An 11,622-nucleotide genomic window follows, 5' to 3' on the forward strand; every position below is an offset into this window, starting at 1 on the left:
ACCATCTTTTGGCCTCCTTGCCTGCGACTGAGTTAGAGCGCTGGTTGCCGCAGCTGGAGCCTATTGACCTGGCGTTGGGGCAGGTGCTGTATGAGTCCGGGGCCACGATGCCTTATGTGTACTTCCCCACCACCGCGATCGTCTCCCTGTTGTATGTGCTGGAAGATGGCGCGTCGGCCGAGATTGCGGTGGTTGGATTTGAAGGCTTGGTGGGCATTTCGATTTTTATGGGAGGCGGCTCCACGCCCAGTCGGGCGGTGGTGCAAAGCGCAGGCACTGGCTTTCGCATGCGTGCCGATGTCATGAAGGAAGAGTTCGCCCGCTCGGGTCCTGTGGTGCACCTGTTGCTGCGCTACACGCAGGCGCTCATCACCCAGATGGCGCAGACCGCCGTGTGCAACCGCCACCATTCGCTGGACCAGCAACTGTGCCGCTGGCTGCTGCTCAGCCTGGACAGGCTGCATGGCGACGAGTTGGTGATGACGCAGGAGCTGATTGCCAACATGCTGGGCGTACGCCGCGAAGGCGTGACCGAGGCTGCACTCAAGCTGCAAAAAGCAGGCCTTATCCGATATGCCCGCGGGCATATCAACGTGCTCGACCGCGTGGGCCTTGAAGGCCGCACCTGTGAGTGCTACGAGGTGGTGAAGAAGGAATACGACCGGTTGTTGCCCCCGTGCACGGCCAGTTAGCCGCGCCTGTTGGTGACTGTGTGCGGTGGCACACAGTCAGGGTACTGTTGTGCGCCCACACTGAGCGCAGACGTGTACCGGCCCGGCGCTTGGTGCACTCGCCATGACACCACTTCTTTGAGTGGTGCGGGCTGACCAGTGAAGCCTCTCGATGCAACCGCTTGAAAACCAAATCATCCATCAACTCCCGCCCGCAGCCCGCAGGCAGTTGCTGGCGCATTGCGAGCCTTTTGAGTTGGTGCTGTCGGCGGAGCTGAGTGCGCGCGGCAAACCTTTGGCCTACGCACATTTCCCGAATGAGGGTTTTTTGTCGCTGGTGATTGATGTGGATAGCCACCCGCCGCTGGAAGTGGGCATGGTGGGCGTGGAGTCCATGCTCGGGTCCGAGCTGATTTTGGGAGCGGCCGCCACCCCATGGCGCGCACTGGTGCAGGGGGCTGGCTCTAGCTGGCGCATTAACGCGGCGCAGCTGCGTGCGCAGATTGAGGCGATCCCTGCATTGCAAAAGCTGGTGCAGGCCTGCCTGCTGGCGCGCCTGCACCAGCAGACCCTTGCATCTGCCTGCCAGCGGTATCACGCTATTGCCCCGCGCCTGGCACGCTGGTTGTTGATGAGCGAAGACCGGTCGCGCACCAAGAGCTTTCATGTCACGCAAGAATTCATGGCGCTGATGCTGGGTGTGCGCCGCGTGGGCGTCACCGAGGCAGCCAGCCATTTTCAGGACACTGGCCTGATTGCCTACCACCGCGGTGAGCTGACGGTGCTCAACCGCGCCGCGCTAGAAAACCAGGCTTGCAGTTGTTATGTCGCCGACAAGGAAATCCACAACCGCTTGATGAAAGCCAAGGTTTGAGTCTCAGCCTCTCAGTCCTGCATGGGCTACTGTTTGATCTGCAGTTCATCCTGGATGCTGCTGAGCCCCAGAGTGCCATAGGTCAGCCGCATCCAACGACGAAGCACCGATTGCGGAGCCATGGGATGCACGTTGTCTACGCGCGCTAAGGTCGAGGGCTCCGCTGCCCTTGGTCTATTCGAGGCAGCTGGCAAGGGGTGGGGCGCGCGGTCTCGCTCGCGCTGGCGCTGCAGCAGCTGGGGGGCGGGCGGGTCGGCACTGCTGATGCCGCTGCTACTGCCGGTTGCCGGGGCAATTCCGGTTGAGAACATGAAGCTGTCCACCTTGGTCACGCCGGGTACGTTCAGCGCAACAAACACGGCCAGATCCAGCTGGGTGGGGTCTGCTGCCATGCCGCTGAGCAGCACGACACCCTGGTGGGACTCCACACCGATGTTGATGCTGCGCACCACCGGTGACAGCAGCAGCGCAGCCTTGACCCGCGAGGTCAGCACGCTGTCCTCCAGATACACCACGGGTGTGGGGCTGACCGGTGTCCAGGTGGTCATCCCGTCGGCACGCTTGCAGCTTTGCAGCAATAGCAGTGACGCGAGAAAAGCGATGGCCAGGACGCCGAATGTGGCGCGAGGCAATGGGCGGGGAGTGTGGTCATGCGTCATGGATCAGGCCCTCAGGAAGCAGGCCCGCACAGAGCAGACCCGTTATATGTACTGTTCCACGTTGCGAAGAAATCATCTGTACGTAACCGCACGCATGAGCATGTAACTTCTACGCAGCCCCCTTGTTTCGCAGATCGCCGCCGCTGGCAGCGCTGTGAAAAGCAAAACCGCAACCATCACGCTTTGCCGCGTACATCGCCGCATCGGCGCAAGCCAGTAATTCGTCGGCGGTAATGCCATGCTGCGGGCAGATCGCAATTCCAATGCTCGGTCGCACCAGCAACTGCAGCACCCCGATCTTCATTGGGGCAGATACAGCTTGCATCAGCTTGTCACACAGGTGGCGCAATGGTGTCTCGTCGGCCACGTCCTGCAGCAGGCACACGAACTCGTCACCGCCCAGGCGCACCACCGTGTCGCCCTGGCGTACCGCGCCACGCAGCCGCGCAGCGGTGATACGCAGCACCTTGTCACCCACGCCGTGGCCATAGGTGTCGTTCACGGCCTTGAAGGCGTCCAGGTCGAGGTACAAAACCGAGAGCCCTGGGCTGTCGGGCGCCCGGTGTGCCAGCGTCTCGCCCAGTTGCTCCAGAAGATGACGCCGGTTGGGCAAGGAGGTCAGCTCATCGTGCAAAGCCAGATGGCGTGCACGGCGCTCGCCACCGCGCACGCGGTCCAGATCGGTTTCAGCCTGCACCAGCGCGGTTTGGGATGTTTGAAAGGCCCGCTCCAGCTCCTGCCGCTGCGCGGTTTCACGCTGCAGAGCCATGTGCATTTCATCAAGCGCCGCCACACATTCGCTCACGCTGAAGTCCTGCCATGGCTTGGATTGCGAGAAGTGCGTATCTTCATCACGCTGCACGCCAGTCGAAAACTCCTGGTTGACCAGCCGTGCACGAAGGTTTCGCAGAACCTGGTTCCAGTGCTGAATCTGCGTGGCACTGGGCCACGTCGTGGTGAGCGTCTTGCCGAAAAGGAACTGCCGCTGCTTCATGCCCATACGCTGGTCCTTGTGCTGCTATTGGGATAGTGGGGGCAAACGTGCCGTCATCAGAACAAGCCCATACTCATCACGCAGTCTGAAGGTTTGCGGCGGGGCTCTCCGTCTGGTAGCGCACATAGCTACAGGCCGTGCATCGCTGCGGCTATCCGGCCGATGACTTCGCTGCGCCGCGGCCCTCGCAGGGGAGCATTGCACTTGCCGGGCCATCGTGATGCGGCCCCGCGACGCCCGATGAACCACACAGCACGGGCTTGGAGTGCTACATTCATCAGAGCGCCCGGCCGCCACGTGCTTGGCAGGTGGCGCGCACTACTACCCCACTGCTGCTCCAGAGGAAACCGCCCATGTCACCGGAACGCCAGCGTCTGATTCGTCTGTTGTTCGATGAGTACATCGAGATGTATGCCGCACGGGATGCGCGGCTAATCACGCGGTTCAGCGAGAATTTCAGTGGCTTTGCGGGTAGCAGCGACCAGCTCGTCAAGAGCCGCAGCGAGTGGGTGGATGTGACGCTGCAGGACTTCGCCCAGGTCACCGGCCGCATCGGCATCGACGTGGTGGACCTCTTTCCCCAGGATCTGAGTGATGACGTGGTGGCCGTCACCGCGTTTTTTCATATTCGCCTGCCCATTCCCGACGCACTGTTTGCGCGCGAAACAGCGCGCCTGGTGCTGGTGTTTTGCCGCGAGGGCGACGACTGGAAGATTGCCCACAGCAGCATTTCGATCCCCTTTGGCATTGCCCGCGAGGGGGAGGTGTACCCGGTAGACCAGCTGAAGGAGCGCAACCGGGAACTGCAGGCGCTGGTCGAAGAACGCACCCAGGCGCTGGCCTTGGCCAACCAGCAACTGCAGTTGATCAGCAACACCGATGGGCTGACCGGAATTGCCAACCGCCGCCACTTTGACCAGACCCTGGCGCACGAATGGGCCCGCGCCCAGCGGGGGCAAACGCCGCTGTCGCTGATCATGCTGGACGTGGATGTGTTCAAGCACTTCAATGACCACTACGGCCATCTGGCCGGAGACAAGTGCCTGCAGACGCTGGCCCTGACCCTGGCGCAGACCGGCGGACGCCGCGAGGGCGACCTGGTGGCGCGCTTTGGGGGTGAAGAGTTTGTGGTGCTGCTGCCCGCGTCGGACGCGCAGGCCGCCATGGACGTGGCGCACCAGATCCAGCACGCCATCCAGGCGATGGCGCTGCCCCACGAGGGCGCTCCCTTTGGCATCGTGACCGTGAGCTTTGGCGTGGCCACGGTGGTGCCCCAGCGCGACCAGGCCCCCGAAGAGCTGGTGCGCCGCGCCGACCGCGCCATGTACCGCGCCAAGCAGGGCGGGCGCAACCGCATAGAGTTGGCGCCCGACTGAGGTACCGGGTGTGGCGCGGGCTCACCAGGCCGCCGCCCAACGCGTACGCTGTTATCCAGCCTATATAGGGTTTACCCCAAACCTGTCCACCGAAATGGTGACAATGGGCGGCTATGCATTTCTCCCGCTTCCTCAAAATGGCCCTCATCCTGGGCCTGCTTTCGGCCATCGGTCCGTTTGCCATCGACATGTACTTGCCCGCACTGCCAGACATTGGCGCCAACCTGGGGGCGTCGGTGGGCGCTGTGCAGTGGAGTCTGACGGCGTTCTTTGTGGCGCTGGGGGTGGGGCAGTTGTTCTACGGCCCCGTCTCTGACATGGTGGGCCGCAAGCCTCCGCTGTACTTTGGACTTGCCTTGTTCACGCTGACCAGCGTGGGCTGCGCGCTGGCCACCGACATCGAAACGCTCGTGGCGCTGCGCTTTTTGCAAGGCCTGGGTGCGGCGGCGGGCATGGCCATACCGCGTGCGGTGGTGCGCGACCTGCACACCGGCACCGATGCTGCGCGGCTGATGTCGCTGCTGATGCTGGTATTCAGCGTGTCGCCCATTCTGGCGCCGCTGGCGGGCAGCGGGGTGATTGCGCTGACCGGCTGGCGCGGCGTGTTCTGGGTGGTGGCCGTGGCGGCGGTGGCGGGCCTGGCGCTGGTGTACGGCGGCCTGCAGGAGACCCGGCCGGCATCGCAACGCGTGGAAAGCAGCCTGGGTGGCGCCCTGCGCGCCTATGCGCTGCTGCTGCGCGACTGGCACTACCTGGGGCTGGTTTTCATTGGCGGCTGTGCCATGGCCGGGTTTTTTGTGTACCTGGCGGGCTCGCCTTTTGTGCTCATCAACCACTACGGGCTCACGCCCACGCAGTACAGCCTGGCATTCGGGGTCAACGCAGCGGCGTTCATCGGTGCCTCCCAGTTCACCGCCACGCTGGGCGAGCGGTTTGGCATGGTGCGGGTGGTTATAGCGGCGGCCACGGCGTCCGGCGCGGTGATGGTGTCGTTGCTGCTGTATTACCTGCTGGGCGGTGACGACCTGGCTGTGCTGATCAGCATGTACTTTGTGGCCAGCGCGCTGATGGGGCTGGTAATACCCACCACCTCGGTGCTGGCGCTGGAGAAGCACGGGGCCATCGCCGGCACGGCGTCGGCCCTGCTGGGCACGCTGCAGATGCTGAGCGGCGCCCTGGCCATGGGTGTGGTTGGCCTGTTTGCCACGGGCAAGCCACTGCCCATGGTGATTGGCATGGCCACGGGTGCACTGGTGGGCGTGGCGCTGGCGTGGATCACGCTGGGCGGCAAGCGCGGCGCGCTGGTGCATGCCTAGCCTGCGCAGGCAGTGTTCCGCAAAAAATATGAGTGAAAAGTGCCTCTAGCGCTTGATGGATAAGCGCTGGCAGCTATCAATAAGTGAGTATTTGGCGGTGCCTGGCTTTCTGCTGTGTGGGCAACCTCAGCGCAAGCACTTGAAGCGGGGCACGTCGGGTTCACTCTCAGCTCAGCGGCTTGTTGTGGCCAGCATCGCCGCAGCCACTTCTTCCGCCACGCCCCGCACCGTCAGGGGTGCAGAGCCTTCGGCGTGGTTGCTAATGGTCACGAAGGCGTTCTGCCCGCGCCGGGTCATGCCTGCAATCACGCTGGCAAGCTCCACGCGGGTTGGCAGGTCTGGGTGGTGCAGGCGGTTGTAGGGCTCATACAGGCGTTCCGCGTCTTCATAGCCATACGGGCCATGCACCGGGTTCAGGTTCCAGCGGCAGACCAGCGGGCCGGGCCACAGCGCGCGCAGCACGGGCAGCTGTTGCTGCAGCGGTGGCATCTTGGCGTGCAGGCCCAGGCAGTAGGTGGCTCCGCATTCACGCAGTACGGCAGCAAAGTCGGGCGTCAGCCATTCGGGGTCGCGCACCTCCACGGCAACCACACCGTCGGGCGCGAGCGGTGCCAGCGCGGGCAAAGCCAGCAGCATGGTGCGCAGGCGGTCCAGCAGCAGCGGCATGCGGTCCAACTGCGCCAGGGGCAGGGGGCTGAGCTGGAACACCAGCGCGCCCAGCTTGTGCGCGAGGCCCTGCAAGGCAGGCTCCACGCACTCGCTGCGCGCAAGGTCGGGGCTCAAAAAGGCCGGGTTGGGTTGGCGACCGCGCCCGTCTTCGCTGCGCACCAGGGCATCGGTGACCACACTGGGCGCCTTCACTACAAACCGGAAATCATCCGGCACCTGCGAGGCATAGCGCTCGTACTGGCTGACCGTGAGCGGGCGGTAGAAGCTGCGGTCAATGCTCACCGCGCGCATCAGCGGGTGCTGGGCATACACCGCCAGGCCTTGCTTGGACAGTTGCGTGTCGGAATGCTCACCCTCCCACACAAGCCCGTGCCAGCCCGGATAGGTCCAGCTGGAGGTACCCAGGCGCAGCGTAGGTGGCAGGCTGCGGGCCAATGCGTGCACGGCCTCATCCTGCGGTTGCGCAGTGACGGCGGCGCTCTTCGTGCGCGTAGGTGGAATAACGGACGCCGGGGCAGAAGGCGAAGCCGATGTGAGCGGCGTCGTGCTATCGAACAGATCATCTTGCATGGGATAAGGATTAGTACGTTGCCTCTTCGTGGTGGATCACAGTTAGTCTTAATTGCTGGCGTGCTAGGTGCTTCGCTACCTCAAGCCTCCTTCTTCTTGTAACAAAAAAGCGAATGGCAATATTTGTTCTTGGTCTAGTATCTGCACTTCTGCTGGATAGTAAATTATCAAATGAATACAAATAGCGTCTGAGAATTATCACAGTCAGCCAAGCGGGAGGCTTTTGAGGGCCTAAGAACTTCTTATACTAGTGTCTCGAGAGTAATATCGACTGAGGCTTCTTTTAGCGCATCTAGAAATGATGCGTGTTTCAATCAATTTCAATTGGTTGAAATTCCTGAAATCATGGAGAGGAAGATGCAGGCCGCAGTTGGAGCGGCGCTCATGAAGCGGTGGTTTTTGTCCCCGCGCTTTGTGTTGCCCGAAAATTGGCGGAAAGGTGACATGAACTTCTTGGGGGTGCCCACTCAGCATGTCGACTCATCGATTGTCAAGATGGAGTGGGTTCGCCGGTTTACACGAGCAAATATCGCAATAGGCACTCTGGAAAATAGTCGTCTCTCTACGCCCAAAGCGTTGGATGAAATTAGAAGAGTTTTGCAGCGTCAACATTTTCTGACGGCCAATAAGGAAAATATTGGAGTATCCAGTAATGCCTTGATATTGCATGAGACTGCGCACTTGAATTCAATTGGTGTGCCTTACGTGGGTGGCGTTGATCCTTTGGATTGCGCTTTGGCAGCATTTACAATGCATGTGGCCGTTGGTGGCTCGGTGGAGCCGCTGGAGAAGGGGCAAAGTAATGCTGGGAAGACGCATAAAGTGACAATCAAAAATTTGCACTTTTATGTGCGCGATAGTTATGATTTCAATACTGAGGATGAACCTCTGGGCTACTGGGGGCGTGAAGGGGCATCTGCTTCTTTGTTTAATTTAGGAATGAGTTTTGTCGAAAATGCGCAATTTAGAAAGTGGCGGGAAAGGCATGGACGAGGTGGAGATTTTATAATTTTCTCTGACATCTATACGAAAAACCTTCCTAAGCCTATAAGTCTTGAGATATGACATGAAAAAACTGGTGAAGGTTTTTGTGCTTATTTCTTCTGCGACTTTGGCGGTTTTCGGCTGGATGGCTTGGGGATTTGTTCATGACGTGACAAGCCAGCATTTTGGTGCTTTTGGGGTTCAGCGATTGGCGCTGGCTATTACTTGCGTGGGAATCGGTCTATTGCTTATTTGTTTGATTTTTGGTTTTCCATACTCTCGTCTCGTGTTAGGAGCGTGTGCGCTGCTTAGTTTTATAATAAGTATTGATTCGATTTTTAATTACCCGGCTGAATATGATAGCCCCGCCTACTCCATGATGTTTAGTCCTGAAGTCACAGAACTTTATTTCTCAATGGCGTGCGGAATTGGGCTGTTCCTAATTGCACTTATTTTTCCGAAAATTAAGAGAAGGTAGTCTGCGGTAAACGATTTCCAGCATCCGTTACAGCTTTGGCAGCTACTCATATGCAGCATCGGGCTACATTGGCGCTGGCTTTGTCTACTCTTGGTGCTCAATAGCGTCGGCCACTTCCTCATGGAGCGCCTGCGCAGTGCGCTGGGTTTGTGTCAGCGGGGTTTTAATCCACTTTTTACCCCAGAAGAACTGGCGGGCGCCGTCCTTGTTGTCGGCCAGCTCCAGCTGCAGGCGGTCGGCGTCGCGTGCGCGGTTGCTATTGGCCACATCGGCCACTTCATCGGCATCCACACCCAAGGATTCAAGCGCCTGCATGCCAACGCTCATGGCCGACTCAAACGTCTCGCGCATCTGATAGTCCAGCCCCAGGCGCAACAGCTCGATCGCGTGCTGCCGGTCGTGCGCGCGTGTGAGCACGGGGATCAGTGGGCGCTCGTTGTTGAGTAGTTCGACGATGTGCGTGGTCGTCTTGGCATCGTCCGTGCACACCAGAACGGACTTGGCGTGGTGGGCGCCGCTGGCGTGCAGCACATCTGGCCGTGTGCCATCGCCGTAGCGCACCTTGAAGCCAAGCTTCGCGGCCGCACGGATCGTGTCGGTGTCGTTCTCGAAGATGGCGATGTCGACACCGCGCGCCAACAGCAACTGGCTGGCAATCTGCGCAAACCGGCTCGAAGCCCATGATGAGCACCGTGCCCTTGAGGCCGCTGGCGGCATCCACACCGTTCATGTCCCGCGCAGGCTCGGGCGGCATCAGCCAGCGCAGCGACAACACCGCCAGCAGTGCGACGACTTTGACGAGTTCGGTGCCTGATTCAGCGGCCATGGGGACCCCGGGGTGACCAGTGAAAAGTAAAAGCGGACCAGTTTCGGCGAGGAGCGTAGCGCAATCCGCGGGGCCTCAGGCGCAGCGCGAGGACTGCAGCACGTGTTTACGAATCCCCAAACAAGCCGCCTTCGTTGAGCAGCTCGTAGGTAATCTCTGGCCGCTGGTCCATGCCCTTCTTGATGGCGGCGGGGATGGCCTGGCGCGTTTTGCGGCACAGGCCACGCTGCTCATGGACCAGGATGGTGATACCGCGCAGTGTGCGCACCTCGTTGGGGCTGGGGGCAATGGTCAAGCCGATGCCCAGTTGCTGCTGCATGCGGTCCTGCACGCGGCGCAGGTCAGAGAGGCTGGCAATGTTCTCCAGCCGCTGCAGCAGCTTTTTCTCTTCTACCTGGGTGAGCTGCAGGATGCGCGTGTCGCCGTCAGGCGACTGCAGCAGGGCGTCCCGGTCGCAGACACAGGCGCCGGGCGGGCATTCTGTGCGGATGGGGAAGGGAAGGGGCTGCATGAACGGAGGGACAGGCGAGGGCAGGGCGGTCTTGACGGCTGGAACATTCTAGACAGCGCCGCACTTTTGCGTGCCGACTTCAGCGGCTGTGTGCCCCGGGTTGTTACCAAGAGTGCCTGTGGCAAACTCGCGCGCTTCGCTTTTTTGTTCGTTTGGTTGACTTAAGTCTCAGAGAGTTTGCCCACACATGCAGCAGATCATCCGGCAGTTGGCCGCAGAAATCAGGGTTAGTGAACAACAGGTACGCGCAGCGGTCGAGCTGCTGGATGGCGGCGCTACGGTGCCGTTCATCGCGCGTTACCGCAAGGAAGTGACGAACGGGCTGGATGACATTCAGCTGCGTGAGCTGGAAGCGCGCCTTGCGTACCTGCGTGAGCTGGACGACCGCCGCGCTGCGGTGCTCAAGAGCATTGACGAGCAGGGCAAGTTGACCGACGCACTGCGCGCCGCTATTGCTGCCGCGCCCACCAAACAAGAGCTGGAAGATATCTACCTGCCCTTCAAGCAGAAGCGCCGCACCAAGGGCCAGATCGCCCGCGAGTTCGGCATCGAGCCGCTGGCCGACAAGCTGTTTGCCGACCCCACGCTGGACCCGGCCAACGAAGCTGCAGCCTTCACAAAGCCCCCCGAGGTGCTGGATGACGGCAAACCGGGCGCTGACTTTTCGACCGTGCCAGCAGTACTGGACGGCGTGCGCGACATCCTGAGCGAGCGCTGGGCCGAAGACCCGGCCCTGGTGCAAAGCCTGCGCGAATGGCTCTGGGCAGAAGGCCTGCTGCGCAGCAAGAAGGTCGAAGGAAAAAACGAGAACGACCCCGAGGTTTCCAAGTTTCGCGACTATTTCGAGTACGACGAGCCCATTGGACGCGTGCCTTCGCACCGCGCGCTGGCGGTGTTCCGCGGCCGAGGCCTCGAAATTCTCGAAGCCAAGCTGGTGCTGCCTGTCGAACCAGAGCCCGGCAAGCCGAGCATTGCCGAAGGCAAGATCGCCCTGCACCTGGGCTGGAGCCATCAGGCACGCAAGGCCGACGACCTCATTCGCAAGTGCGTGGCCTGGACCTGGCGTGTGAAGCTCAGCCTGTCGACCGAGCGCGACCTGTTCGCCCGCCTGCGCGACGATGCCGAGAAGGTGGCCATCAAGGTTTTTGCCGACAACCTGCGCGACCTGCTGCTGGCCGCGCCTGCGGGCCCCCGCGTGGTGATGGGGCTGGACCCCGGCATCCGAACCGGCGTGAAGGTGGCCGTGGTGGACGCCACGGGCAAGCTGGTGGAGACGGCCACGGTGTACCCACACGAGCCGCGCCGCGACTGGGAAGGCTCGCTGCACACCTTGGCCAAGCTGGCTGAAAAACATGGCGTGAACCTGATTGCCATTGGCAACGGCACGGCCAGCCGTGAAACCGACAAGTTGGCCGCCGACCTCATCAAGCTGGCGGCCAAGGTTGACCGTGCCATCGAAAAAGTGGTGGTGAGCGAGGCGGGTGCCTCCGTCTACTCCGCCAGTGAATACGCATCGCAAGAGATGCCCGATGTGGACGTGAGCCTGCGCGGCGCAGCCTCTATCGCCCGCCGCCTGCAAGACCCGCTGGCCGAGCTGGTGAAGATCGACCCCAAGAGCATTGGCGTGGGCCAGTACCAGCACGATGTGAACCAGAGCGAGCTGGCCCGCACCCTGGGCACGGTGGTGGAAGACT

Annotated in this window: 13 protein-coding genes; 8 read left to right on the forward strand and 5 right to left on the reverse strand. The window is 61.3% G+C overall.

Annotated features, from left to right (window positions below; genetic code table 11):
- Positions 1 to 17: 17 nt before the first annotated feature.
- A complete protein-coding gene (locus ACK4OE_RS17510; RefSeq protein ID WP_409886525.1) occupies positions 18 to 692 on the forward strand; it encodes a Crp/Fnr family transcriptional regulator in 675 nt (224 codons plus the stop codon).
- 151 nt (positions 693 to 843) lie between these two features.
- Entirely contained in the window at positions 844 to 1,545 is a 702-nt protein-coding gene (locus tag ACK4OE_RS17515) for a Crp/Fnr family transcriptional regulator (RefSeq protein ID WP_409886501.1), read from the forward strand.
- A gap of 26 nt (positions 1,546 to 1,571) precedes the next feature.
- Here the strand turns inward: ACK4OE_RS17515 and ACK4OE_RS17520 are convergent, their stop codons facing one another.
- Together ACK4OE_RS17520 and ACK4OE_RS17525 are read right to left on the reverse strand one after the other, a co-directional pair.
- Positions 1,572 to 2,204: a BON domain-containing protein gene (locus ACK4OE_RS17520; protein ID WP_409886503.1), complete on the reverse strand. Its 633-nt coding sequence runs from the start codon at positions 2,202 to 2,204 to the stop codon at positions 1,572 to 1,574.
- A 109-nt stretch (positions 2,205 to 2,313) separates the two neighbouring features.
- Positions 2,314 to 3,204 carry a diguanylate cyclase domain-containing protein gene (locus tag ACK4OE_RS17525; RefSeq protein WP_409886505.1) on the reverse strand — a complete coding sequence of 297 codons (891 nt, stop codon included), beginning with the start codon at positions 3,202 to 3,204 and terminating at the stop codon, positions 2,314 to 2,316.
- Positions 3,205 to 3,551: 347 nt separating this feature from the next.
- Between ACK4OE_RS17525 and ACK4OE_RS17530 the strand changes: the two genes are divergently transcribed.
- Entirely contained in the window at positions 3,552 to 4,574 is a 1,023-nt protein-coding gene (locus ACK4OE_RS17530; RefSeq protein ID WP_409886506.1) for a GGDEF domain-containing protein, read from the forward strand.
- A 113-nt stretch (positions 4,575 to 4,687) separates the two neighbouring features.
- Complete coding sequence (locus ACK4OE_RS17535; RefSeq protein WP_409886508.1) at positions 4,688 to 5,890, forward strand: multidrug effflux MFS transporter; 1,203 nt, start codon at positions 4,688 to 4,690, stop codon at positions 5,888 to 5,890.
- Between the two features lie 171 nt (positions 5,891 to 6,061).
- Here ACK4OE_RS17535 and ACK4OE_RS17540 read toward each other — a convergent pair whose 3' ends face one another.
- Positions 6,062 to 7,129 carry a DUF72 domain-containing protein gene (locus tag ACK4OE_RS17540; RefSeq protein ID WP_409886510.1) on the reverse strand — a complete coding sequence of 356 codons (1,068 nt, stop codon included), beginning with the start codon at positions 7,127 to 7,129 and terminating at the stop codon, positions 6,062 to 6,064.
- Positions 7,130 to 7,453: 324 nt separating this feature from the next.
- On the opposite strand from ACK4OE_RS17540, the gene ACK4OE_RS17545 reads away from it, so the two are divergent.
- Together ACK4OE_RS17545 and ACK4OE_RS17550 are read left to right on the forward strand one after the other, a co-directional pair.
- Entirely contained in the window at positions 7,454 to 8,194 is a 741-nt protein-coding gene (locus ACK4OE_RS17545; RefSeq protein ID WP_409886512.1) for a DUF6402 family protein, read from the forward strand.
- 1 nt (position 8,195) lies between these two features.
- The gene (locus ACK4OE_RS17550; RefSeq protein WP_409886514.1) at positions 8,196 to 8,591 is read left to right on the forward strand and encodes a hypothetical protein; all 396 of its coding nucleotides are present in this window, start codon (positions 8,196 to 8,198) and stop codon (positions 8,589 to 8,591) included.
- Between the two features lie 84 nt (positions 8,592 to 8,675).
- Here ACK4OE_RS17550 and ACK4OE_RS17555 read toward each other — a convergent pair whose 3' ends face one another.
- Positions 8,676 to 9,236 carry an NAD-binding protein gene (locus ACK4OE_RS17555; RefSeq protein ID WP_409886516.1) on the reverse strand — a complete coding sequence of 187 codons (561 nt, stop codon included), beginning with the start codon at positions 9,234 to 9,236 and terminating at the stop codon, positions 8,676 to 8,678.
- Between the two features lie 38 nt (positions 9,237 to 9,274).
- Between ACK4OE_RS17555 and ACK4OE_RS17560 the strand changes: the two genes are divergently transcribed.
- Positions 9,275 to 9,433: a hypothetical protein gene (locus ACK4OE_RS17560; protein ID WP_409886518.1), complete on the forward strand. Its 159-nt coding sequence runs from the start codon at positions 9,275 to 9,277 to the stop codon at positions 9,431 to 9,433.
- A 90-nt stretch (positions 9,434 to 9,523) separates the two neighbouring features.
- Here the strand turns inward: ACK4OE_RS17560 and ACK4OE_RS17565 are convergent, their stop codons facing one another.
- Positions 9,524 to 9,928, reverse strand: coding sequence for a hypothetical protein (locus tag ACK4OE_RS17565; protein WP_409886520.1), 405 nt, complete (start codon positions 9,926 to 9,928; stop codon positions 9,524 to 9,526).
- A 187-nt stretch (positions 9,929 to 10,115) separates the two neighbouring features.
- Between ACK4OE_RS17565 and ACK4OE_RS17570 the strand changes: the two genes are divergently transcribed.
- Positions 10,116 to 11,622 (forward strand): Tex-like N-terminal domain-containing protein (locus ACK4OE_RS17570; protein ID WP_409886522.1); only part of this gene is annotated, 1,507 nt, incomplete at its 3' end.

Origin of the sequence: Acidovorax sp., assembly GCF_046314175.1 — a bacterium.
Classification (GTDB): Bacteria; Pseudomonadota; Gammaproteobacteria; order Burkholderiales; family Burkholderiaceae_C; genus Acidovorax.